The sequence below is a fragment of the Candidatus Limnocylindrales bacterium genome (assembly GCA_035626395.1).
Classification (GTDB): Bacteria; Desulfobacterota; Binatia; order UBA1149; family CAITLU01; genus DASPNH01.
Genome location: DASPNR010000031.1, coordinates 616,031 through 639,655, shown reverse-complemented (window position 1 = coordinate 639,655; position 23,625 = coordinate 616,031). Strand labels below are relative to the sequence as shown.

The following is a 23,625-nucleotide window of genomic DNA, read 5'->3' as shown; positions in this document are numbered from 1 at the left end:
TGTCAGCGGCGCGCTGCGAGCTCGCGAGAACGGCGCGGCTCGATGCGGATGCTCGCTCTCATGATCGTGCAGCGGCCATCCCCGCCCTGGCCATCTCCAGCACCTTCCAAAGGTCGCTGCGCTCGCGCCGCTCGGGCATGCCGCACTTGTCGAGTCGTTCGAAATACTCCTCGACCTGCTGGATGTTGAAGCGGTTGACGATCTCCAGGCCCTGTTGGATGTTGTCCTTGCCGGTGCCCTTGCCGGCCAGCACCACGAACGACTCGAGGACTTCGGGCGCGAAGATGCCGCCGAAGACGAAGTTCTCGGCCTCGGCGAGATGGCGGTGAATGATCTCGCGCGACTCGGGGGCGTTCTCCAGGTGCCACTTCAGGTGCTGCATGCCGTAGCCGACGTGGCGCGCCTCGTCCTGCATGACCAGGCGGAACAGGCGCTTGTCGCCGTCGGTCGGCGCCAGATACTCGCTGAAACGGAACAGCGTCAGCACGAAGCCTTCGGCCTGCAGATGCAGCGTGGTGGAGGCTTCGGCAAAGCTGTCGGCTTCGCGCAGGAACTTGAGATTCCGCTCGTTCTGCATGCTGGCCTTCATCAGGCCGTAGCCGGTGGTCAGGGCCCGCTTGCGGAAGATCTCTGCGTGTCGCGCCTCGTCCATGCACTGGGTGGCGATGAAGTTCTTGACCTCGAAGTAGTCGGCGCTGATCTGGCTGAGCCACTTGCTGGGCACGTCGGTGGCGATCATCTCCACTTCGGTCAGGAACGTCAGCAACTGCGAGTAGGCCTTGCCGAGGTCCTCCCCGAGGTCGTGCTCGCACAACTGCTTCCACGGGATGTCGGTCGCGGCGTTCCACTGCCGCGACATCGCCTCCTCGTAATAGCCCTCGATGTTGTAGGCCCACACGTCGGCCTTGCGCACGGTGCCGGCGTTCATGTCGGGGAGCCCCGGCGGCTCTTCGGCCCCCCGCGGCGCCAGGGTGCTCGCGCCGCGCGCGATGGGCGGCAGGTCGGTGTAACCGTAGCTGCCGACGTCGAGGTCGCGGAACGTCAGACCGCGGCGCCTGTTCGCCGCCTGCACCTCGACATCCTCGGTGGCGGCGTCCATCCACGACAAATCGAGGTTGCCGGTGCGCATCGTGTACATGTAGCGATCGACGAAATCCTTGTCGTCGAGGAACTCGGTGGTGCTGAGGTAGCTCATCGCCTCCTCCCGTCGGTCACGTCTTAAGGCTACGAGCCTCCGCAATCCGTGGATTCGAGACCCTGGCCGCCAATCTCATGCTGCGGCCGCGACTTCGACGTCGACCCTGGCCGCAAGATTGAAGAACTCCTGGATGCTTTCGGCGAAGCGGAACATCTTGTCGTGGCCGTCGGGGTCGTCGTAGACGCAGCGCATCCGCTCGCCGAAGTGCGTCAGCGTGTTGATTCCGTGCTCGGCATCGGCCGCGCCCTTCTGCTTGATGTTGGCGATCATGCCTCGCCATACCGCGATGTCGGCCTCGAGCACGAAGTCGACCTTCTCGCTGGACAGGTCCTCGACCTCGCGGACATCGACGCAGTCGAAGACGTCGAAGGCCAGGACGAACTGGCGACTGGCGCCGTCCTCCAGCACGGACACGCCGAAAGTGGTGTCGAAGTATCCGAGTCTCCGGAAGCGTTCGGCGTCGGCGGCCATCGCCTCCCGGAGGGCCTGGAAAAAGCCGATCGAAGGAAAGATCAGGCTCATGTCGGTCCCCTCCGCGGCACCCGCAGTGCCGGTGGCTTGCGGCACCACCGGCGCCGCCTCGGTCGGACAGTAGAAAGCGCCACTTCGGGTTGCAATGGGGTCAGGACAAACTCTTTTGCCGCACTGCGCTGCAAGCCGACTCCGGAGGCAGTCGTGATCTGCCACACGCGCCTTTCCCCATCGGAGGCAAACCATCCAGAAGCGCTGGAATGCCCGCTGCATACGGCGTACTTACGCATCTCCTGCGGACGAGGGCGAGGGGTTCGCCATCCCCCGCAGCAAGGGGCAAACCATGGGCATGGAAACCGATGCAGGGTTGAGCAGTGCTCACTCCTGGGCCGCGCATCTGATCAATCCACTGCCACTATCGTCTTCTACTCCACGGGAACGATGGTGAGATCGTGGAATCCAAGCTGATTCTTCTCGCCGAAGACGACGCCAACGATGCCGAGCTGACCACGCGGGCTCTGGATCTCGAGGAGGACGCGCAGTCCCTCATCCTGCTGCGCGACGGAGTGGCGGTTCTTGATTATCTGTATCGGCGCGGGCCGTACGCGACCCGCGAGCCCGGCAATCCTGCGCTGGTCCTTCTCGACCTCAAGATGCCGCGCATCAACGGTCTCGACGTTCTGCGACAGATCAAGGGGGATGAGACGCTGTCGCTGATCCCGGTGGTCGTCCTGACCTCCTCCGCCCAGCATCGCGACATCCTCGAGGCCTACCGCCTGGGCGCGAACGCGTACGTGGTCAAGCCCGTGGAGTTCGAACGGTTCGCGGAGACGCTGCGGCTGCTCAGTGCGTTCTGGGCCAAAGTGAACATCCCGCCACCGCATCCGGAGTAGATCTCGGCGAGTCACGGTGATGGGTCGGCGCAATCTTCCGCGGAGCGCAAAGATCGCTCTACTTGCGCTTGCCTACCTCGCCACCGCTCGCGCGGGCCTGTCGCTCGCGGCCATCGGCGGCCTGGCCGCTCCAGTGTGGCCGCCGACGGGAATGGCCGTTGCAGCGATGCTGCTGGCACCTGCGCTGTGGCCCGGCATCGCGCTCGGCGCCTTCCTGACCAATCTCTCGATCGGCGTACCGTTGGTGGTCACGCTGCCGATCGCTTTCGGCAATACGCTGGAAGCCGTCATCGCAGCGCAGCTTCTCGGCGTCGTGGGCTTTCGCAAGTCGCTGGATCGTGTGCAGGACGCGTTGTCCCTGATCGCCGTGGCCGCCGTCGTCAGCCCCGCCGCCAGCGCGCTCATCGGCGTGAACAGCGCGTGGCTTGCCGGCGTGCTGCCGGAGGAACAGTACGGCAGCGCGCTCCTGACGTGGTGGCTCGGTGATGCGATGGGAAGCCTGATCGTCGCGCCGGTGCTGTTGACGTGGCGGAGCGCGCCTCGCCTGGGCGGGCTGCTGGCGCGACCGCGCGAGGCGCTGGCTCTGCTGACGGGGTTGCTGCTGGCTGCGCTGATCGTGTTCGAGCAGCGCTTCTTTGGCGGCAATAGCGGCGCGTACGCGATGTTTCCGTTCATCATATGGGGCGCGCTGCGCTTCGGGCCGCCGGGCGCTGCCGGCGCAACCATGGTCGTGTCGCTGATCGCGACGCAGAGCACCGCCCGCGAGTCGGGACCGTTCGCCACAGCAAACGCCGCACAAAACCTGCTCGCGTTGCAGAGCTTCATGGCCGTGCTCGCGTCGTCGGGGATGGTGCTGGCGGCGGCCATCAGCGAGCGCCGCCGTGCCGAGGCCGAGGTCCAGCAGCTCAACGGCGTGCTCCAGCACCTCAACGCCGTGCTCGAAGAGCGGGTCGTCGAACGCACCGCCGGCCTCGAGGCCACCACGCGCGAGCTGGAGGCGTTCACGTCGGCGGTGGCGCACGACCTTCGCGCGCCGCTGCGGCATCTGGACGGATTCGCCAATCTGCTGCTGGTGCGCGCGGAGTCGTTCGATGAGACGTCGCGGCGGCATCTCCAAAGCATTTCGGCCGCCGCCAGCAAGCTCGGCCGGCTCGTCGACGATCTGCTCGCGTTCTCTCGCACGGGGCGCACCGGGCTGCGCACCGAGCGCGTCGACGTGGCCCAGCTGGTGCGCGAGCTGCAGCGCGAGCTGAGCGCGGAGAACCAGGACCGGCCCATCCAATGGAGCGTGGGCGCGCTTCCGGCCGTGCAGGCGGACCGCGCGCTTCTGCGCACGGCACTGGCGAACCTGCTTTCGAACGCCATCAAGTTCTCGATGCCACGCGACCAGTCGATCATCGAGATCGGCGTCGAGAACGACGACCAGGCACCGCCCGGGCAGGCGGTCCTGTTCGTGCGCGACAACGGCATCGGTTTCGACCCGCAGTACGGTGACAAGCTGTTCCGGGTCTTCGAGCGGCTCCACACCGACGGCGAGTTCGACGGCACCGGCATCGGTCTGGCAACCGTGCGCCGAGTCGTCGAGCGTCACGGCGGTCGCGTGTGGGCGCAGAGCGATGCCCGCAATGGCGCGACGTTCTATATGACGCTGCCGCTGGCGCGGTGACCTCACCGCTGCAGCGCGTAGGGTCGTTCAGCGCGTGCTCTTGCGCTTGTGCGGGCCGAGCGCGGCACGAGCGTCCGACAGCGTCTTGCCGAGCCATTGCGGAGCGATCTCCTGTTGCAGCCACGGGTCGGCGACGCGCTGCATCCGCCGAGCGAGGTTGCGGACGTTGAATGCATTCGGCAGCAGCGACGGGCGCAGCTCGTCCCAATCGATGGGAACGGCCACCGGCGCGCCGGCACGCGCGCGCGTCGAGTAGGGGGCGACCGCCGTGGCCCCGCGTCCGTTGCGAAGATAGTCGAGGAAGATCTTGCGCTCGCGACGAACTTTGGCCAGGTGCGCCGTGTAGCGCGTCGGATGGGAGCGCACCAGCGCCTGCACGAACGCGTGTGAGAAGTCCTTGACCGTTGCCCAGTCGTGCTCGGGCTCGAGAGGAAGCACGACATGCAGGCCTTTCCCGCCGGTCAGCATCACGCGGCTGCGCAGCTGCAGCCGCGCCAGCGTGTCGCGCACCAGAAGCGCGCCCTCGATGACCTCTTCGTAGGAGACGCCAGGACCCGGATCCAGATCGAACGTGACGCGGTCGGGCTGCTCGAGGTGCTGCTGGCGCGAGCCCCAGATATGGAACTCGAGCACGCCGAGCTGCAGCAGCGCGACCAGCCCGGCCGCATCCTTGACGTACTGGTACGTGGAATCCTCGATCTCCTTGAGATCGGGAATGTGTACGCGCCCGACCTGCGGCGGCGTGCCCTCGGCGACGTTCTTTTGAAAGAAGCACTCGCCTTCGTAGCCGTCCGGGCAGCGCACCAGCGTCAGCGGCCGATGCGACACGTGCGGCACCATCCACTCCGCGACCATGTCGTAGTACTGCGCCAGCTCGTACTTGGTCACGCCCGGATCCGGATACAGCACCTTGGCCGGATTGGTGATGCGGATTCCGGCGACCCGCGTAGCCACGCGCGCATCGCTGCGTACCTGCGCGGGAGGCGGCGCCGCCAGCGGCTGCTCTCGCACGATGTCGGCCGCACGCTTGTCGCTGCGCAGACCGCGAAACGACGGCTGGCGCAGAAGCCCATCGCGGGTCCACCCGAGAAACACCACCTCGGCAACCAGCTCGGGCTCGACCCAGTGCACGCCGGCGCGGATGTCGGTGGGGCGCTTCGAGAACGGGCATTGCCTGCGCTCGAGCGCGCGCAGCCGCTCGGACAGCTCGCGCAGCGAGGTCTCGGTAAAGCCCGTGCCGACGCGGCCGGCGTACCGAAGCCCCGCCTCCTCGTTGACGCCGAGCAGAAGTGCGCCGAAGCCGGTGCGGCTGCCGGTGCCTTCGGTGTAGCCGCCGATGACGAACTCCTGCCCCTGCAGGCACTTCATCTTGAGCCAGTCGCGCGAGCGGCCGGACCTGTAGGGCGATTCGGCGCGCTTGGCGATGGTCCCCTCCAGGCCGTGCGCACATGCCTGGCGATAGAACTCGACGCCGCTGCCCTGAACGTGGTCGGTGTAGCGGATGACTCCTGCCGTGTCGGACGGCGCAAGCGCGGCCTGCAGCAGGCGCTTGCGCTCGCGCAGCGGCGCCGCCGTCAGGTCATGGTCGCCGAAGTGCAGCAGGTCGAACGCGAAGTAGGTGATGCCGCTCTGGCCCTGGCGGCTGAGCGCGTTCTGCAGCTCCTGGAAGCTGGTGGTGCCGTCGGCTTTCAGGATCACGACCTCGCCGTCGAGGATGGCGCGCTCGAAGGGAAGAGCGGCCACGGCGCGGGCGATGGATGCGAACTGGCCGGTCCAATCCTTGCCGTTGCGCGACAGCAGCCGCGCCTGCCCGTCCTCGACTCGCGCCAGGATGCGATAGCCGTCGAGCTTGATCTCGTGAAGCCAGTCGCCGCCGGCCGGCGGCGCCGTCACCAGCGTGCAAAGGCTCGGCTCGATCCATTCCGGCATCGGAGCCGCACGCGCGCCGCGCACCGACGCTGCATCGGTTCGGGAGCCGCTGCGATCGGCAATCTTCACGCACTCCGCCGCGTACCACGGCCTTCACCGCCCGAGCTCTTCTTGTTGCCGCCGGTTTTCCTGGCGCTGGACTTGGCCGTCTTCGGCTTTTCGTTCTCGCCCGAGCTCGCGCGCGCCGCCACCGAGCGTGACACCTTGGCCTCGCGCGACTCGAGGCTCTTCTTGAGCAGAGGCATCAGATCCACCACATCGGCACGCGGTGTCTCGTCGGCCTCGCCTTCGGCGTCGGGCACCTCGATCACGTGCGTGTGGCCGGCCTTGATCTTCTTCTGGATCATCGCCAGGACGTCGTCACGATAGTCGTCCTTGTATTTCTTCGGGTTCCACCGTGCGCTCATGCCCTGCACCAGGCGTTCGGCCATCTTGACCTCGCGGTCGCTGACACCCAGCTCCTCGGCATCGGCCGGCACCTGCAGGTCCATCTTCTTCGGGTCACGCAGCTCGTAGGCGTAACGCAGCAGCTCCAGGACGAGCACGCCGTCGCGCACCATCACGGCGCCGATGCGCTGGCGCGTGCGCAACACCACGCGTGCGATCCCGACCTTTTTGGTTCGCTCGAGCGTCTCGCGCAGCAGCGCGTAGCTCTTCGAGCCCTTCTTGATCGGCTCCAGATAGTAGGGGCGTTCGTAGTAGCGGGGGTCGATCTCCGCCTGGTCGACGAAGTCCTCGATCTCGATGGTCTTGGTCGCTTTGACGTTGGCACGCCGCAGCTCCTCGTCGGAGAGGATCACGTATTCGTCGGGCTCGTACTCGTAGCCTTTGACGATCTCGCTCCACGGCACCGGCTCGCCCGTCTCCTTGTTGATGCGCGTCGTGCCCACGCGCGAGAAGGTGCGGCGGTCGATCTGGTGGAACGCCAGCTCGTCGGCCTCTTCGGCCGCCACGAGCGAAACCGGAATCTCGACGAGTCCGAACGCGAGGCTTCCTTTCCAGATCGAACGGGCCATGGTGACGAGCTCCTTGGGCGCGAGGCGCTGCAAGCTTTCGTGCGCGTCTCCACCGCTCGACTACCGCCCACCCAGGGACCGGTGCCCCTGGGCGCCGCATCGCACGCACGCTTCGCAACGTAACACGCGCACCGGGCGGCCAAGGCCTGTGCGAAAGATTTATACCTTCGGGTGGCCGCGGCGCACCCCGCATGCTGGTACCTGTCGCGGCCCCGGCAGCAGGATCGCGCACGCCTGCCCGACTTCGAGGCCGGCGACGGCGACCGGCGGCGGGGGTCGACCAGAAAGCGAAGCTCAGCTCGCGTCGTCTTTCGCAGCCAGCGTGAAGCGGAACGTCGCGCCCTGATCCGGCGCCGACTGCGCGCGAATCCATCCACCGTGACGGCGCACGACACGTGCAACCGTCGCCAGACCGATGCCGGTCCCTTCGAACCGCGATGCATCGTGCAGGCGCTGGAAGGGCTGGAACAGGCGCTGCGCATGGGCCGAGTCGAAGCCGGCGCCGTTGTCGCGGACGAAGTAGACGCGCTCGCCGTCTTCGACTTCGCTCCCGAGCTCGATCACGGCCTGCTCACGCCCGCGGCTGAATTTGAAGGCGTTGCCGAACAGGTTCTGAAGGATGATGCGCACCAGCCCCTTGTCGGCATGCACGGTCAGGCCCTCCTCGATCACCCAGCGCACGTCGCGCGACGGATCCGCAGCCGAAACGTCCCCGGCCACGTCGCGGGCCATCGCGCTCAGGTCGAGCGCGATGCGTTCGAACGACACGTGCGAGACGCGCGAAAGCGCGAGCAGGTCGTCGATGATCGCGTCCATGCGCCGTGCCGCTGCCTGCACGCGGCCGATGAACTGACGCGCCTCCTGCGGCAGGCGCTGCCCCACTTCTTCCTCGAGCAGCGACATGTAGCCGGCGATCGCCCGCAGAGGCTGCCGCAGGTCGTGCGATACCGCGTAGCTGAAGCTGCTCAGCTCCTTGACCGCGACTTCCAGCCGCTGCGAGCGCTGGCGGACGCGCTCCTCGAGGCGCTCGTTGAGCACGCTGATCTCCTGGGTGGCCTCCATGCGCTCGGTGATGTCCTGGACGAACCCGTAGAAGCGCACGGGCGCACCGTCCTCGTCGCGCTCGACGTTGCCGACCACCAGCAGCCAGGCCAGGCGGCCGTCGGCGCGGCGCACGCGATACTGCACGCGGTACTGCTTCTCCTGGAAGAGCGCCGCCATCACCTCTTCCATCGCGCGCGGCCTGTCCTCGTCGACGACGTGCGCGAGCAGCAGATCGGGCGAGTAGCCCTGCCGATCCGCCACCGAATCGGGCTCGCGCCCGAGGATCGCGTACATGTGCGAGGACCAGTAGCGCTCGCCGGTGCGCAGGTTGGTCTCCCAGCTGGCCAGGCGCGCCATCGCCTGTGCGTGATCGAGCAGCTCCTGACGCCGCCGCAGCTCCTCCTGCATGCGAATGTGATCGGTACGGTCGGTCGAGATGCCGCACAGCGCGTAGACCGTGCCGTCGCGCCGGCGCAGCGGAAAGCGCACGGTCAGGAACGAGCGTTCCTCGCCGCCGACCATGCCCTTCTCGATGACCGACACCGCCTCTGTGGACGCCAGCGCATCGCGGAAATTGCGCTCGTACACCTCGGCCAGCTCCGGCGGGTACAGCTCGTGGAAGGTGGTGCCGACGGCTTCCTGGCGCGTCCTGCCGGTGAACGTCTCCCAGCTGCGATTGGCAAAGGTGAGGCGGCCGTCGAGGTCGCGGATGAAGATGCTGGCCGGCGCGTGATCGAGAATCTCCTGCATCGTCTGCGCGGTTGCCCGCGCCAGCTCTTCGGCGGCGGCCTGAGCGGTGACGTCGATGCCCACGCCGGCAACGCCGGTGATCGTGCCCTCGGTGTCGCGGATGGGCCCGACCGCGCCTTCGATGGTCGCCTCGCCCATGCAGCGGCGAAAGCGCACGGTCTCGCCCGCCAGCGCCCGCGCATGGATCTCGTGATTGTACTCGGACAGGCCTTCGGCCCCGCTGATGATGCGCACGGAGCGGCCCGTAAGGTCCTGCGGCTTGAAGCCGAGCGCCTCCAGACCCCGTCCGCCGGCGCTGACGAAGCGCAGCTTGTCATCGACCGTCCAGATGTGCGCGGGAAGCTGCTCGACCATCAGGGCCAGCACGCGCCGGCGCGCAACGGCGGCCGCGTCCGCCGGCGTCGCGCCCGGAGCGGGACGCGATGGTTGAATGCCCGCCAGCAGAGCGCGCGCGGCCAGCGCGAGCACGGCGAGCTGCGCGAGCACGCTCCACCAGGGCCACGTTTCGGCCAGTGCGCTCACGCGATCACGCCGCCTCCTCTTCGGTCTCCACGGCAGCCGGGAGCGTGAACAGGAACGTGGCGCCGTGCTGTGGGCGCGATTCGGCCCGGATCCAGCCGCCGTGATGACGCACGATGCGGGCTACCGTTGCCAGGCCGATCCCGCTGCCTTCGAACTCGGCGGCATCGTGGAGGCGCTGGAACGGCTCGAACAAGCGCTTGGCGCGCGCCATGTCGAAGCCGACACCGTTGTCGCGCACGTACAGAACCGTCTGTCCGTCGATCTCGCGCGAGCCCACTTCGATGACCGGGCGCGGGGTCTTGCGGGTGAACTTGAAGGCGTTGCTCATCAGGTTCTGCAGCACCAGGCGCGCAAGGCCGGGGTCGGCCGAGGCAGACAGGCCGTCACTGAGCTCCCACTGCACGTCGCGGTTCGGCTCGGAACGGCTGAGCTCGATGGAGATCTCGCGAGCGAGCTCGGTCAGGTCGAGGCGGTCGCGCCGCAGCGGTGCATGCGTGACGCGAGCAAGCGCAAGCAGATCGCCGATGATGTTGTCCATGCGGCGGGTGGCGGTCCGCGCACGCTCCAGGTAGTGCGCGACGCTGCCCAGGCTATCGCCGGCTTCCTCTTCCATCAGCGCCAGGAATCCGGCGATCGAGCGCAGCGGCTGGCGAAGATCGTGGGAGACGGCGTAGCTGAAGCTGCTCAGCTCCTGCACCGCGCCTTCGAGTTGCAGCGTACGCTCGCGCACGCCGTGCTCGAGCTGCGAGGTCAGGCGCCGGATCTCCTCTTCCGCACGCCGCTCCTCGTCGATGTCCTGCGTGAAGCCATAGAACCGCACCGGCACGCCGTCCTCGTCGCGGTCCATTCTGCCCTGCGCCCGCAGCCAGCGGATCTGTCCGTCGCCCTGCCGGACGCGGAATTCGGCGACGGTCGGCTCGTTCTGCACGAACGCACGGTGCACGGCCTCCATCAGGGTCGCGCGGTCTTCCTCGATCACGTGCGCGAGGAAGTCGTCGAAAGTGGAAATCGTGTTCTCGCGCGCGTCGATGCCGAGCATGGTGTAGATGTGCTCGGAGGCGAAATGCTCGCCGCTGCGGAAATCGAGCTCCCAGCTCGCCAGCGACGCGAGCGCCTGCGCTTCCACCAGAAGCGCTTCGCGACGCTTGAGCTCCTCCTCCATTCGGGCCCGCTCGGTGATGTCGTTGGCGATCCCGCACAGGGCATAGGGCGTGCCGTCGCTGCGCCGCAGCAGGAACTTGCTGCACAGCATCGTGCGGGAGCGGCGCTTGCCCACCAATGGCTCCACGAACGTCTCAGCCTGGCCGGTGGCCCAGACCTTGGCGTCGGTGCGCCGGAAGCCCGTCGCGGCCTCGGGCGGGAAGAAGTCGTAGTCGTTGGCGCCCACGACCTCGGTACGCGGCCGCCGCGACAGCTCCTCCCATCGCCGGTTCACCCAGAGGAACCGCCCCTCGCGGTCCTTGAGAAAGACGATGGACGGCGTGTGATCGAGAATCTCGTGAAGGATCTCTTCTTCGCTGCGCGCCTGCTCGGAGGCACGCTCGCGCTCACTGACGTTGAGGCTGATGCCGATGGTGCCGATGATGTTTCCGTCTCCGTCGTGCAGCGGCGCGACGGCACCTTCGAGCATGTTGCCGCGCACCGGCGTCAGAAACGGCACCGTCTCGCCGGCCAGCGCCCGGCGAGGAGCGGTCATGTATTCGGGCACCACGCCGACCGACGTGAACACCTCCTCGACGCTGCGGCCGAGCAGACCTTCGGCCGTCAGCTCGAGCGATTCGATGCCGCGGCCGGCGACGGTGTCGATCCTGAGCGATCGATCGGTGGTCCAGATGTGGGCCGGAAACTCGTTCAGGAACAGCGACAGGCGCGCCGCATGCTCCTGCTCCTGGGACCTGCGCGGGTCGAGCAGCGACGGCCGGCGGCGGCGCAGCCATGCATTCGCCGTGGCCAGGCCGATCGTCGTCAGCGCCGACAGCCACAGCGACAGCTGATCGGCAACGGTTGCCGGCGTGGCGCCGGCAGCCGTGACCTCGCGCAGACGGAATGCTCCGGCGGCGGAAATGCCGAGAAGAAGGAGCGGTACAACCCACTCCAGTATGGGCGAGCGCAGCAGGCGCCCCAGAGTGTAGGCGAGCAGTGCGCCAGCAATCTGCAGAATCACCGCCGCGCCGACGATCGCCGCTGCCTGCTCCACGGCAGATGTATGCTCAACTGCCGCGCTGGGCGCAATGGTCGGTTGGTTGGAAGCGTGGTCGCCTCACCCGCGCCCGCGCGGCGGCGTCGCGAGCCGAATGCGAGAGGCACCCGGCCGTGCCGGTAGCGGCACCTCGCATCCGCGGCGCGCACCGTGCCAAGGCGAAGCGCACCCGTGTCAGGTGGAAGGCCGGCGCCGCTCGCGGAACCAGTCGCGGTTCTGATGGTTCATGCGCCGGCGCTGCTCCTGCGGCGCGTGCCGTCTGCAGGTGGAGCGCTCCTCGCTGCCTTCGGGCGCGCCCCAGCGGATTTCGATGCAGTCGTTGGGATTGTAGGCCATCTCCAGATCCACGGCGCGCTCGAGCACGTCCGACAGCCGCAGCGTCCACGGCGAGCCGTCGCTGCGCGTGTAATCGAAGGTGCGCCGGCGCGTCTCCTCCTCGAGCAGCGCCTGGAGCTGGCCGCGAACGTCGCCGCCGCCGCCCGGCAGACGGAAGCGCCGCGGGTTGCGCGCAACGCGGTCGGGAAAGCCCCGCACGACGTCGATGGCGATGAGCAGGCGCAGGTCGCGCGACGGCGTCGCGTAGTCTTCCCAGGCGCCGACGGTCTGGAAGATCGCGGCACCCTTGGGCATCGGCACCACGCCGGAGTTTTTGGCCATGTAGTCTTCGCCGTTCTGTACCGAGTCGACGCGCCCGCGCACCTGCTGCTCGAGCGAATCGACGATCTCGCGTACCACCTGCTCGGCATCGCGCGGCTCGGGCGAGAGCACCTCGTCGATGCGCTCGTACCAGCCTTCGGCGCCGTTCTCGTACTGCTCCATCGAGAAATCGCCGTAGTCGGGGTGATCGAGGATCTCATCGTTGGTCAGCAGGCGCAGCGAGTCGTCCATGGGGAGGATCGGACGCCAGTTCTTGAAGCCGGCGCCGCCGAGCTTCGGGTCGACCGTGAACAGGAACGTCCCGCGCCAGAACTGCTTGCGCGCGACCGTGCCGTCGGGCTGCGCATCCACCGCGAGGAACTGCCCCGACGCCGACGGCGTCTGCGGCAGGCGGCGTACCAGCACCAGGATGTGACCGTAGGGATCGGCGAAGACGGTGCCCGGCCGCAGTGTCTGCGCCGACAGGCGCGTGGGATAGACGTCGGACTCGTCGTCGTCGCCGAGGGTACGATCGGTGCCCGAGTGCACGCCCCAGCCCACGTCGCGCGCCAGGAACTTCTGCACGCGCGACAGCTCGCCTCCCGACCCGCCTGGCTCCAGGTTGTTGTGCCACTCGACGCACGTCGGCGCCTGGCCCGCGGCGACGCGGTGGCATTTCGACCAGCCGAAGGGCAGCCGCATCTTCCAGGCGAAGTAGCCGCGCAGGAAGTACGGCAGATCGGCGCAGTCGGGCTCGAGCTTGAGTCCGCCGTCGGAATCCTCGCCCAGACCGAGGTGGTCGTAGAGGAAGTTGCGCTCGGACTGGCGCGTGACCTCGTGCAGCGATTTCCAGCTCGGAGTTGCGTCGAGCGGATCGTCGAAGAGCTTCTCCACCCAGGCCGAGTAGAGGTTTTCCATGTTGCGGTCCCAGCGCCGCTGCACCGGCCATACGGCCGCAGAAGGCGGCTCGGGCAACGGCGACGGGTTATGCGTGACGTCGGTGTCGGCGCACGCGGTGGTGCCGCCGGTGCGGAGCACGCCGCGATACCGTCCGATCTCGCGCGGCATCACCTGCACGTACCACCAGTACGGCGGCCCGCCGCGGCGCTCGCCGCTTTCGGCGACGCGCTCGCCGCTGGGCGAGATCAGCAGCAGCTCGCCGTCGATGGCGCGCTCGGAAACCGCGATCACGCGCAGCGGCGCGCCGGGCACGGGACGGTCGGGAGTGGTGATGACTTCCACGCCGACCGGATTGCCGCAGCCGTGGTGCATTCCCATCGGCCGCCCCGGCTCCTCGAAGTACTCACGCCGGCCGTCGTCCGGTCGGGTGGATTCGGGATGGCGTGCGTCGTCGCGCGGCGATGACGGATGATGCTGAGCCAACGGGCCGCGCGGGCCGGGGCGGGCTGGCGACGGGTGACGATCGGAGGGGCGCGGTTCGGGGCGGTAGGCTGGACGCTCGGCGGATCGATGACGGTCGGCTTCGCGCGCGTCGGGCTGGTAGGCCGGGTGCATCGGCGCGCGGCGCGGCGGCGGCTCCGGACGTCGCTGGCTCGGGGGGCGCTGCTGGTAGCGCGGGTCGCGCTCTTCGCCGTAGCGGCGATCTTCGTAGGAGCGGGAATTCCGATCTTCGTACTCGCGCGAGCCCGACTGCGCCTGCGCACCCGTGGCGGCGACGACGGTCAGAAGCGCGAGCGCGGCCCATCGCCAGGCGCTGGGGGGGGCAATATCCTGGGAAGGCCGCGGCGCACGGCCTTGGCTACGGTCCGTCCTGAAAGGCATGTCCGCGAGTATAGACGACGGGGCCGCAGCAGCGACCGCTCGCGCACATCCGCGCACCCTCTGCTGGGAGCAAAGAAGCCGGCGCCGCCGCGGACCGCGCCGGCGCTCCCGCCCGTTCAGACCAGAGCGAGCTGGCGCCGGGCCTCGTACACAACGATGGAAACGGCGTTGGCAAGATTGAGGCTCCGGACGTGCGGGCTGCTCATGGGGATCGTGAAGACATGCTCGCCCAGCATGGAAATGATGTCGGCCCCCAGGCCCGAGGTTTCCTTGCCGAACAGCAGGCGGTCGGTCTCGCAGAAGGCCGCCTCGGTGTAGGAGCGGGTTGCGCGCGCCGACAGACCGAGCAGACGCCCGCGATGCGGCGCGGCCAGATACTGCTGCCAGCTGTCATACACGGTCAGATCGACCCAGGGCCAATAGTCCAGACCGGCACGTTTCAGATAGCGGTCCTCGAGCGAGAACCCCAAGGGACCGATCAGGTCCAGCGGCGTCTGCGTGGCCGCCGCCAGGCGTGCCACCGATCCCGTGTTCGGCGGGATCTCCGGCTCCAGCAGGACGATGCGCAAGGGTCAGGCGGCGTGGTGGTGCTCGACGGGGAACTGGCGCCCGCGGCAGTGCAGCACCGGCATGTCGCCGTCGAAGTCGATGTAGCGCGCCAGCTCGTAGTAGGCCGGACGCAGGAAGCGCGCCTTCATGCGTCCGCGCTTGTCGCCGCGGTCGACCGTGCAGTACAGCACGTCGCCGTCTCCGATCTCGAGAGTCGTGCAGTCCAGGGACGAGGAGACGCCGTCGTTCGTGCGGACCTGAAAACCATTCTCGGCGTCGCCATCGATACGTCGCACCACCAGCGGCGTATCCTCGACGGTGACCGGATGACGATCGATGCCGACGTCGATGACCCAGCCGCCGTTGCCGTCCGGACACAGGTGGCGCGAGAACAGCCGTGCGATACGGGCGTTGGGTATGCGGTCGTCGTCGGCGTACCAGTGGCCGTCCTTGCGGAAGGAAATCTTGTAGCCACCTACGGGCCAGAACCCTGCTCGCGCCACGACGTCGTTCCTTTATCCCGCCGTTCAGCCGCGCCGGCTCTCCTTCGTGTCCAGCATCAGCGTCACCGGGCCGTCGGCGTGGATGTCGATATCCATATGAGCACCGAATCGGCCGGTAGCAACCCCCACGCCAAGAGATGCGGCCTCGGATGCGAACCGTTCGAAGAGGGGATTGGCATGTTCGGGCGCGGCGGCCGCGACGAAAGAGGGACGCCGGCCGCGGCGCGTATCGCCCATCAACGTGAACTGCGAGACCGCCAGGAGGCTGCCGCCGGTATCGAGAAGCGAGCGGTTCATCTTGCCCGCATCGTCCGGAAAAACGCGCAGGTTCACGACGCGCTCGGCCAGGGTCTGCGCGTCGGCCTCGCCGTCGTCGTGGCCCACGCCGACGAACACGCAAAGGCCGGCGCCGATCTGGCCAACCACATCGCCGCCGACACGGACCGCAGCGCCGTGAACTCTCTGCACGAGCCCTCGCATCGCAGGAACGGGGTCAGGTCTGGCATTTGAGCATTTTGGCCACCGCGACCGAAGCCGCCACGGACGCGTGCGCGGTCACGCGGACCGGCCGGCCCCCGCGTCGGCGACGGCCAGTCCACGCCGACGCCCAGCCGACGGACGCGGCCGCTCAGGTCGGGCAGTCCAGCGTGACGTCGGCGCCGACGGCCGCCTTCAGGATGCGCAGCGCATCCGACGCCTGGATGACGCCGCTGCTGTCGGTGTCGCAGCGCGCCAGCGTGCAGGGCGAAGTCAGCCCCACCGCCTCGCGCAGCGCCGCCAGTGCGTCGCTGGCCTGGACCTCGCCGCTGTTGTCGGCATCGCCGCACAGCGGCTCGCCGGTCGTCGTCGTCACGGTCGTGTTCGTCGTCGTCGGCCCCGCGGTCGTGGTTGTCGTGAGCGACGGGCACATGACGTGGCTCGCCGACACGTCCGGCAGAGTACCGGTGATCGGGACGTTGTTCGCGTCGCTGGCAGCCAGGACGAGCACGTCGAAATCGTCGGCGTCGCCGAGGAAGTGCGTGGGCACGAAGTCGCACTCGACGAGGTCGCGCGGCCCGGTGAATGCTTGGAGCGAGACCAGGTTGAAGGAGACCGTCTGCTCGTTCTTGTTCTCGTCGATGCCGATCTGCGCGCTGGTCTGGTTGTGGCAGACGACGTTGGCGTTGCCGGCCAGGCGCCCGCCGGCGTCCTCGTAGCCGAGCTCGAAGCTGACGCGGCGGAAGCTGCCGGCGGTGTCGAGACGCAGCAGCACGCTGCACGTCTCCGGCTCCAGCGTGGTCGTGGTCGTCGTCAGCGTCGGGTGGCTCGACGTCGTCGTCGAGCTGGTCGTCGTCGTGATCTCGGCGCCGCAGCGGATCTGCCCGACCAGCATCACCGGCGCCGGATCGATGGCCGTGCCGCCGGCGTCGGTGGCCTGCGTGACGGTGATCTGTGGGAAGTCCGAGGGCTCCGGCGTGTCGCCGGGCGGGACGTAGACGTCGCACCGCACCAGCGGTGTGCCGCCGATGACACCGGTGGCCGACGAATAGGCGACCGTCAGCTCCTCCTTGACCAGATTGTCGCTGGCGGCCACGGCCGAGCCCTGCGGCAGCCCCACGCAGTGGATCTGGTTCATCGGATCTTTCCAGAAGATCTTCGGCCGCTCATACGAGACGACGAAGTCGATGGCGGTCAGCGTCGTGCTGCCGGGCAGGGCGCCGAGCACGAAAGCGACGTCGCACCGTTCGCGCGGCGTGTCGCCCGCAAACGCACTCGGCGCCGCTGCAGCAGCGACGGCAAGGACACCGGCGACGGCAAGCGCCGCCGCACGAGTCATCGTCGGGAAAATGGTTCGTCTGCCCGTCGCCGGGACCTCAGGCTGCTCCGCGCGTTGCATGCCGGACATAGTACTCCGAGTATTCCTCGATGTCGGCACTGCTTCCGATGGCCAGCGGGATCTTGTGGTGGATCCCGTTGGGCTGGATGTCGAGCACGCGGGTGAGATCCCCATCGAGCGCACGGCCGCCGGCCTGCTCCTGGATGAACGCCATCGGGTTGCACTCATACATGAGGCGAAGCTTTCCCTCGGCGGGCTTGGAGGGATCCTTGCGGTCGGCGGGGTACAGGAAGATGCCACCCTTGAGCAGGTTGCGGTGGAAGTCGGCCACGAAGGAGCCGACGTAGCGCGACTTGTAGGGCCGCCCCGCTTCCCTGCTCGTCTCCTTGAGCGCCTCGATGTAGGCGCGCGTGCCGGCGTCCCACGTCTGCGAGTTGCCCTCATTGCAGCTGTAGATGCTGCCGCGCGACGGCGTCTGCAGGCGCGGGTGCGACAGACGGAACTCGCCGGTCGAGGGCTCCAGCGTGAAGCCGTTGACGCCGTCGCCGCACGTGTACACCAGCATCGTGCTGGTGCCGTAGACGAAATAGCCGGCGGCCACCTGCTCGCGGCCATACTGCAGGAAGTCGCTCATCACCGCGGCGCCGCTCCTCGATTTGCGGCGGAAGATGGAGAAGATCGTTCCGATGCTGACGTTGACGTCGATGTTGGAGGAGCCGTCGAGCGGGTCGAACAGGCACAGATACTCGGCGCTCTCGCCTTTGCTCGAAGGCAGGATGATGCCCTGGTTCTCCTCGGACGCCATGCCGCAGACGCTGCCCGAAGCCCGCAGCGACTCGATGATCAGCTCGTTGGCGTACACGTCGAGCTTCTGCACCTGCTCGCCGTGCACGTTGCGCTGTGCCGTCATGCCGAGAATGCCGACGAGGCCGGCGCGGTTGACCTCGCACGAGATCGTCTTGGCTACGGTCGCGAGATCGAGCAGGACGTTGGCCACGCCCTGATCGATGCAGAGGTTTCCTGCTACGCCCAGGAGGTGAACGCGCAGCGACTCGCCGATCAGTTCCTGTGACTCTTCCATTCTTCGATGTCCCCTCCTGAAGCGCTCGGCCATCGCGGCGCGCCGGCGTCGGAACCCGCCTGGAGGGCGGGAGGGCGGTAATTCATCAGAGCACCACAGGTGCTTCAAGCGCTCGATCGGGTGCGGTGACCGACTGCGGTCAGGAACATCACCGACTTGCCTTCGGCGTGAGGCTCGAACGTCTGGGTGGCGTAATCATCGTAGAAGGTCAGTCCGGTGGCGCCCAGACCCATGGCGTACGCAGCCAGGTAGGCGCGACCTCCGGCGACCGCGCCTTCGAGCGACGCGGCACGGTAGCCGCGGCCGCCGAGGGCCCGAAAAACGCCTTCCAGATCGCACAGCGAATACACGTTCACCGCCGCGTCGGCGGCCAGGTCCTGTTCGAGCGCGACGAAGCCGGAGCCGTGCCGCGTCACGCGCGCGCTCAGGGGTTGAAGGCGCCCGCTGCCGGCGTCGTAGTAGTACGCACCCATCGGAAGGTCGCCGGCGTCGTGAACGATGACGTAGGTGTCGCACACGCGGTCGGCGCGGCTGCGTGCGAAATCGCAGTCCATCCCGGACGCCGCACAGGCAAGGAGCGCCGACAGCTCCTCCTCGGTGATGGGTGCTTGCTCGAACAGACGGGCCGAGCCGCGCCGAAGGATGGTCTCATCCAGGCTGCGATCGGCGATTGCCGGCGGCGCCAGCTCGCGCGCGCCGTCGCCGGCCTCCGGCCCGCGACGAAGCATCGCGCCGGCGCGCCACGCCGCGACCTGGCCGGGCGACGTCATGGCGGTGGCGTGATGGGTGTGCGTGAGGAGCGCGTAGTGCACGGGCCGCGGCGACAACGGCTGCGTTGCCAGTTCGAGCGGCGCCAGCGCGGCGGCGGAATCGCCAGGCTCCGGACGGCGCTGCCCGCGTCCCAGGGCCACCAGCGCGGTCACGCCCTCGCACTGCGGATCGAGGCCGAGCAGGCGCTCGACCTCGGCGTCGACGAAGCCGGCGAAGACCTTCGAGGCGATGCCGTCGGCGTCGGCCAGCGCCAGCACGTTCGCCAGGATGGTGCCGCTGTCCCAGTAGCTGTGGCGGTAGGCGCGCTCGCGATACTTCCATGAGTTGCGCCAGTACGTCGACGCCAGCACCAGCACGGCCTGCGCCTCGGCGATCTCGCGAGCACCGCCGGTGGCTTCGACCAGCGCGCCGCGATGATCGCCGGCGCGCAGCCTTCGCAGCGCGAAGTCGTGCGGCCCGAAGTGGTAGACGCCGGCTTCGAGGCCATCGATGTCGGCGCACGCGACGTAGACGTCGATGTGGTAGAGCGCGCCGGTGCAGGCGGCCGCACGGAACATCTGCAGGTGCCCGCTCGGATAGCGGCGCGTGCGGACGACGCCGGCGCTCAGGAACAGGATGCGCGCCAGATGCGGCAGGTCGAGCGGAGTGTTTTCGTCCGCCGGCACGCCGCGCAGCAGCGTCTCGATCATGCGTGCGTCCGAGGGCGGGACCTGCTGCGGAAGCGCGACCACCGGAAGATCGCTGGTGTAGATCTTGAACGGGATCGGCTGGTTCTCCCAGTTCAGCCGGTAGCCGCTGCGCCGGACGCTGTCGGGACTGTGCCGTGTCCGCTCGTGGTAGGCGCGCGCGGCCGTCGCGGCCGGCTCGCTCTCGGGCCCCGAAGCGCGCTCGGGAGTCGTCAACGCGTCGCTCCGCCGTCTGCGGGCGCCGCCGGCACGCCTCCCGGCGATGGCCGCGGCGCGCCGCCCGAAGGGCCGGCAGCGGCGCCGCCGAAGCGGCCGCTGGCCATCACCAGGTCGCGGTCGTAGCCGTAGGTGCCGCCGGGCTCTGTGCTGTCCCACACCGTGATCCAGGTGCCGCGACCGTCGGTGGCAATGGAGGGATTGAGATCCTCGCCGAAGTCGGAAGCGCCGTTGCTGTTGAGCACCAGCGATGGCGCCCAGCTCTCGCCGTTGTCGCGCGAGATCGACACGAAGATGTCGCCGTCGGCGCCGGTGGTCCCTCGCCGGTTGTCCCAGGACGTCCACACGGCCAGCCATGACCCGTGGCCGTCGGTGATCAGCTCGGGGGAAGCATCATCGCCGGCATCGCGCGTGGCCTCGGCGTTGATGGGCGCGGCCTTGCTCCAGGTCACGCCGTCGTCGCCCGAGCGCACCACGAGCACGTCGCGGTCGAGACCCTTGGTGTTGCCGAGCGAATCACTGGAGGCCCATGCACAGACCCAGTGCCCGCGCGCATCGTTGGTGATGCGCGGGCCGACGCCCGGGCGCATGTCGCCTTCCTTGCCCGCAAGGACCATGGGGTCGCTCCACGTGATGCCGCCGTTGGTCGAGCGCGCAACGTGGATGCCGCGCTCGTAGCCGACGCGCGACTGCGACTCGCCGCCCGACGACCACGCCACCGCCCATACGCCGTTGCCGTCGGTGCTGATGCGCGGCGAGGTGTCGAAGCGCTGATCGTCGGCAGCGTTGGTGTTGACCGGAACCGGGTTGCTCCAGCTCAGGCCGCCGTCGGTGGAGACCGCCGAGAGAATGTCGCGATCGCCGCCGATGGTGTTGCCGAGCGAATCGGTCGACTGCCAGACCGCAACCCAGCGGCCCTTGCCGTCGGTGGCGATGTCGGGCTGCTCATCGGCGCCGTAGTCGCGGGTGGCGTTGTTGTTGACGGCCTTGGGCGTGGTCCAGGTGATGGCGTCGTCGTTGGAGACCGAGACATGGATGTCGCGGTCGCGGCCGCGGCCGCCGAGGCTCTGGGTGGAGGTCCACGCCATCATCCAGCGGCCCTTGCCGTCGGTGGCGACCACGGGCTGCGTGTCATCGCCGTCATCCTCGCGGGCACTTGCCGCCACCGGCGCGGCCATGGTCCAGGTCGCGCCATTGTCGGGCGAGCGCGTGAAGACGATGTCGGAGTCGCGGCCAAGGCCGAGCGGCCCGCCGCCGGTGGTCTGCCAGGCAACCACCCATATTCCGCTACGGTCGGTGGCGACGCGCGGCAGCTCGTCGGCACTATCGTCCTTATCGGCCTGCGGGTTCAGGATGCCCGGTGCGCCGAAGATCGGAACCTGCGCGATCGCAAGACTGCTGCGCCCCGGCACGATGGCGCCAAACGCTAGAAACAACAGCACAACGGGCAGGGACGGGCGCAGGGCTTGCCGGCGGCGAGGCACATCGGACACGTTAGCCGATGCTGGCGGCTCTACAATGGTGGCGAAGGCACCGCATGGCTTGCCTTATTGGCCGCTTCAGAAATACTGATCGCGTTTCGATTCCCGCGGTGCCGCCAGCCTCGGCCACGTCCGCCGGCAGCAGCGCCACCCGACGAGGGGGTGCACACGGTGCAGGAAGCTTTGAGAAAGCGCGGACGTTCCTCCAAGGTCTCACGCGAACGAATCCTGGAGGCCTCGCTCGTCGAGTTCGCCGAGAACGGTTACGAGGGCGCGACCACGGCCTCCGTCGCCCGCCGGGTCGGCGTCACGCAGCCGCTGATCCACTACCACTTCGGCTCCAAGGAGGCGCTGTGGCGCGCCAGCGTCGAGCTCGCCTTCGGACGCATGACCAGCGTCTTGCAGGGCGTCGAGGAGGACATGGGCCGTGTCGGGCCGCGCGAGGCTATCCGCATCATGGCCCGCCGCTTCGTCTACTTTAACGCGCGCTATCCCGAGGTCGGTCGCCTGATCATTTCGGAATCGGCCGTGCGCGGGCCGCGCCTGGAGTGGATGGTCGAGAAGCACCTGCGTCCGCTCATCCAGCAGATCGAGCAGATGTTTCGCCTTGGCCGCGCCTCGGGGCTGGTCAAGGACCTGCCCATCCAGTGCGTGATCTTCGCGTTTCTCGGCGCGGTGCCGCACTTCTTCGATGCCGCGCCGCTGATCAACATGCTGTGGGACTTCGATCCGCTCCAGCCCGATCGAATCGAGGCACATGCGGACACGCTCGTGGAGATCTTCACCAGCGGGCTGCTGCTGCCTCCGGACTCGGCGCAGTAGAGTTCGCCCGCGCGGCAGGCGGCATCTTTGCCGTGACGGCGGCGCCGCACCGTGCAACCTCACTTCTCGTTGATACGGAGTTGCGCGAGACGACGGTCGTGCGTTGCAGCGGACAGCAGCTCGCCGACGAGGCGCGCTTCAAGGCGGACAGGACTCGTCGTGCTTCCACACCATCGTCGGACGCGCTGCGGCGCGTTGAACCAACCCCTTCCCCTGCTAATGTGCTGCGCGAATGAGATTAGCGGAGAAGAGGCCATGGCGAAGGACTCCCTGACCATCACCGACAACCGGACCGGCAAGACCTACGAAGTCCCGATCGAGAACGGGACGATCCGCGCGATGGACCTTCGCCAGATCAAGGCCGGCGACGACGACTTCGGCCTGATGACGTACGACCCCGCCCTGACCAACACCGCGGCCTGCAAGAGCAGCATCACCTACATCGACGGCGACAAGGGAATCCTGCGCTACCGCGGCTATCCCATCGAGCAGCTGGCCGAGAAGAGCACCTACCTGGAGACCGCCTATCTCATCGTCAAGGGCGAGCTCCCCAACATCGAGCACATGGATGCATGGACCGAGAACATCACCATGCACACGATGCTCCACGAGAAGACCAAGAACTTCATGAACGGCTTCCACTACGACGCCCATCCCATGGGCATGCTCGTAGGCACGGTGGCCGCGCTCTCGACGTTCTATCCCGACGCCAAGAACATCCACGACATCGAGTCGCGGCGGCTGCAGGTACGGCGCCTGATCGGCAAGATGCCCACCATCGCCGCCTACGCCTATCGAAGCTCGCTCGGTCTGCCCTACGTGCAGCCGGACAACGAGCTCAGCTACACCGGCAACTTCCTGTCGATGCTCTTCAAGATGACCGAGCTGCGCTACAAGCCCGACCCCGTGCTCGAGCGCGCGCTGGACGTGCTGTTCATCCTGCACGCCGATCACGAGCAGAACTGCTCGGCCAACGCGATGCGGGCGGTGGGCAGCAGCCACGTCGATCCGTACTGCGCCACCGCCGCGGCGGCCGCCGCTCTGTACGGTCCGTTGCACGGCGGTGCCAACGAGGAAGTCGTGCACATGCTCGAGGAGATCGGATCGATTGATCGGATCCCCGACTTCATCAAGAGCGTCAAGGCGGGCGAGCGGCGGCTGATGGGCTTCGGCCACCGCATCTACAAGAACTACGATCCGCGCGCCAAGATCATCAAGGAAGTGGCGCACGACGTGTTCGAGGTGACCGGCCGCAATCCCCTCATCGACATCGCCGTCGAGCTCGAGCGCATCGCGCTGCAGGATGAGTACTTCATCTCGCGCAAGCTCTACCCGAACGTCGACTTCTACTCGGGCATCATCTACCAGGCGATGGGCTTTCCCACCTCCATGTTCCCGGTGCTGTTCGCCATTCCGCGCACCTCGGGATGGCTCGCCCAGTGGGCCGAGAACGTGCTCGACAACGAGCAGAAGATCACGCGCCCGCGCCAGGTCTACACCGGCGAGTGGCTGCGCGACTACTCCAGCATCGACACGCGGCCGGTGCCGCAGACGCTGGAGCGGAAGCTGATGCGCGGGCGGCTCTAGGCCGCA

The 23,625-nt window shown here is 68.0% G+C and carries 18 protein-coding genes; 4 read left to right on the top strand and 14 right to left on the bottom strand.

The genetic code is table 11. The annotated features are described in order from the left end of the window. Window positions 1–58: 58 nt before the first annotated feature. Complete coding sequence (locus tag VEC57_14265) at window positions 59–1,195, bottom strand: hypothetical protein (GenBank protein ID HYC00297.1); 1,137 nt, start codon at window positions 1,193–1,195, stop codon at window positions 59–61. A 75-nt stretch (window positions 1,196–1,270) separates the two neighbouring features. Then, window positions 1,271–1,720 (bottom strand): hypothetical protein, encoded by a 450-nt coding sequence (locus tag VEC57_14260; GenBank protein ID HYC00296.1) that lies wholly within the window; start codon window positions 1,718–1,720, stop codon window positions 1,271–1,273. Window positions 1,721–2,121: 401 nt separating this feature from the next. On the opposite strand from VEC57_14260, the gene VEC57_14255 reads away from it, so the two are divergent. Then, entirely contained in the window at window positions 2,122–2,562 is a 441-nt protein-coding gene (locus VEC57_14255; protein ID HYC00295.1) for a response regulator, read from the top strand. A 19-nt stretch (window positions 2,563–2,581) separates the two neighbouring features. Beyond that, window positions 2,582–4,228 carry an MASE1 domain-containing protein gene (locus tag VEC57_14250; GenBank protein HYC00294.1) on the top strand — a complete coding sequence of 549 codons (1,647 nt, stop codon included), beginning with the start codon at window positions 2,582–2,584 and terminating at the stop codon, window positions 4,226–4,228. A 27-nt stretch (window positions 4,229–4,255) separates the two neighbouring features. Here VEC57_14250 and ligD read toward each other — a convergent pair whose 3' ends face one another. The 12 genes from ligD to VEC57_14190 all read right to left on the bottom strand — a co-directional run bounded on the left by ligD (window position 4,256) and on the right by VEC57_14190 (window position 21,141). After that, window positions 4,256–6,226 (bottom strand): DNA ligase D, encoded by a 1,971-nt coding sequence (gene ligD, locus VEC57_14245; protein ID HYC00293.1) that lies wholly within the window; start codon window positions 6,224–6,226, stop codon window positions 4,256–4,258. Beyond that, window positions 6,223–7,173: a Ku protein gene (locus tag VEC57_14240; protein ID HYC00292.1), complete on the bottom strand. Its 951-nt coding sequence runs from the start codon at window positions 7,171–7,173 to the stop codon at window positions 6,223–6,225. Before VEC57_14240 ends, ligD begins: the two co-directional genes overlap by 4 nt. A 294-nt stretch (window positions 7,174–7,467) precedes the next feature. Beyond that, on the bottom strand, window positions 7,468–9,489 hold the full coding sequence (locus VEC57_14235) for a PAS domain S-box protein (protein HYC00291.1): 2,022 nt from the start codon (window positions 9,487–9,489) through the stop codon (window positions 7,468–7,470). Window positions 9,490–9,493: 4 nt separating this feature from the next. Continuing rightward, window positions 9,494–11,686: a PAS domain-containing protein gene (locus VEC57_14230; GenBank protein ID HYC00290.1), complete on the bottom strand. Its 2,193-nt coding sequence runs from the start codon at window positions 11,684–11,686 to the stop codon at window positions 9,494–9,496. 177 nt (window positions 11,687–11,863) lie between these two features. Continuing rightward, window positions 11,864–13,603, bottom strand: a complete 1,740-nt coding sequence (locus VEC57_14225; protein ID HYC00289.1) for a hypothetical protein — start codon at window positions 13,601–13,603, stop codon at window positions 11,864–11,866. A 620-nt stretch (window positions 13,604–14,223) separates the two neighbouring features. Next, window positions 14,224–14,676, bottom strand: a complete 453-nt coding sequence (locus VEC57_14220) for a tRNA (cytidine(34)-2'-O)-methyltransferase (protein HYC00288.1) — start codon at window positions 14,674–14,676, stop codon at window positions 14,224–14,226. Between the two features lie 3 nt (window positions 14,677–14,679). Beyond that, a complete protein-coding gene (locus VEC57_14215; protein ID HYC00287.1) occupies window positions 14,680–15,159 on the bottom strand; it encodes a hypothetical protein in 480 nt (159 codons plus the stop codon). 24 nt (window positions 15,160–15,183) lie between these two features. Then, entirely contained in the window at window positions 15,184–15,639 is a 456-nt protein-coding gene (gene dtd / locus VEC57_14210) for a D-aminoacyl-tRNA deacylase (protein HYC00286.1), read from the bottom strand. Between the two features lie 148 nt (window positions 15,640–15,787). Continuing rightward, the gene (locus VEC57_14205) at window positions 15,788–16,975 is read right to left on the bottom strand and encodes a hypothetical protein (protein ID HYC00285.1); all 1,188 of its coding nucleotides are present in this window, start codon (window positions 16,973–16,975) and stop codon (window positions 15,788–15,790) included. A 37-nt stretch (window positions 16,976–17,012) separates the two neighbouring features. Then, on the bottom strand, window positions 17,013–18,056 hold the full coding sequence (gene fbp / locus VEC57_14200) for a class 1 fructose-bisphosphatase (GenBank protein HYC00284.1): 1,044 nt from the start codon (window positions 18,054–18,056) through the stop codon (window positions 17,013–17,015). A 104-nt stretch (window positions 18,057–18,160) separates the two neighbouring features. Beyond that, on the bottom strand, window positions 18,161–19,729 hold the full coding sequence (locus VEC57_14195; protein ID HYC00283.1) for a SagB family peptide dehydrogenase: 1,569 nt from the start codon (window positions 19,727–19,729) through the stop codon (window positions 18,161–18,163). After that, complete coding sequence (locus VEC57_14190; GenBank protein ID HYC00282.1) at window positions 19,726–21,141, bottom strand: sialidase family protein; 1,416 nt, start codon at window positions 21,139–21,141, stop codon at window positions 19,726–19,728. The genes VEC57_14195 and VEC57_14190 overlap by 4 nt, the downstream gene beginning before the upstream one ends. Before the next feature lie 252 nt (window positions 21,142–21,393). Here VEC57_14190 and VEC57_14185 point away from each other — a divergent pair, with 252 nt between their 5' ends. Beyond that, window positions 21,394–22,032 carry a TetR/AcrR family transcriptional regulator gene (locus tag VEC57_14185; protein ID HYC00281.1) on the top strand — a complete coding sequence of 213 codons (639 nt, stop codon included), beginning with the start codon at window positions 21,394–21,396 and terminating at the stop codon, window positions 22,030–22,032. A 255-nt stretch (window positions 22,033–22,287) separates the two neighbouring features. Then, on the top strand, window positions 22,288–23,619 hold the full coding sequence (locus VEC57_14180) for a citrate synthase (GenBank protein ID HYC00280.1): 1,332 nt from the start codon (window positions 22,288–22,290) through the stop codon (window positions 23,617–23,619). Window positions 23,620–23,625: the final 6 nt, after the last annotated feature.

Coding starts and splice junctions, on each gene's coding strand:
- VEC57_14265 (HYC00297.1), bottom strand. CDS start 1,195: ATGAGCTACCTCAGCACCACCGAGTTCCTCGACGACAAGGATTTCGTC.
- VEC57_14260 (HYC00296.1), bottom strand. CDS start 1,720: ATGAGCCTGATCTTTCCTTCGATCGGCTTTTTCCAGGCCCTCCGGGAG.
- VEC57_14250 (HYC00294.1), top strand. CDS start 2,582: ATGGGTCGGCGCAATCTTCCGCGGAGCGCAAAGATCGCTCTACTTGCG.
- VEC57_14240 (HYC00292.1), bottom strand. CDS start 7,173: ATGGCCCGTTCGATCTGGAAAGGAAGCCTCGCGTTCGGACTCGTCGAG.
- VEC57_14225 (HYC00289.1), bottom strand. CDS start 13,603: ATGGGAATGCACCACGGCTGCGGCAATCCGGTCGGCGTGGAAGTCATC.
- dtd (HYC00286.1), bottom strand. CDS start 15,639: ATGCGAGGGCTCGTGCAGAGAGTTCACGGCGCTGCGGTCCGTGTCGGC.
- VEC57_14205 (HYC00285.1), bottom strand. CDS start 16,975: ATGACTCGTGCGGCGGCGCTTGCCGTCGCCGGTGTCCTTGCCGTCGCT.
- fbp (HYC00284.1), bottom strand. CDS start 18,056: ATGGAAGAGTCACAGGAACTGATCGGCGAGTCGCTGCGCGTTCACCTC.
- VEC57_14180 (HYC00280.1), top strand. CDS start 22,288: ATGGCGAAGGACTCCCTGACCATCACCGACAACCGGACCGGCAAGACC.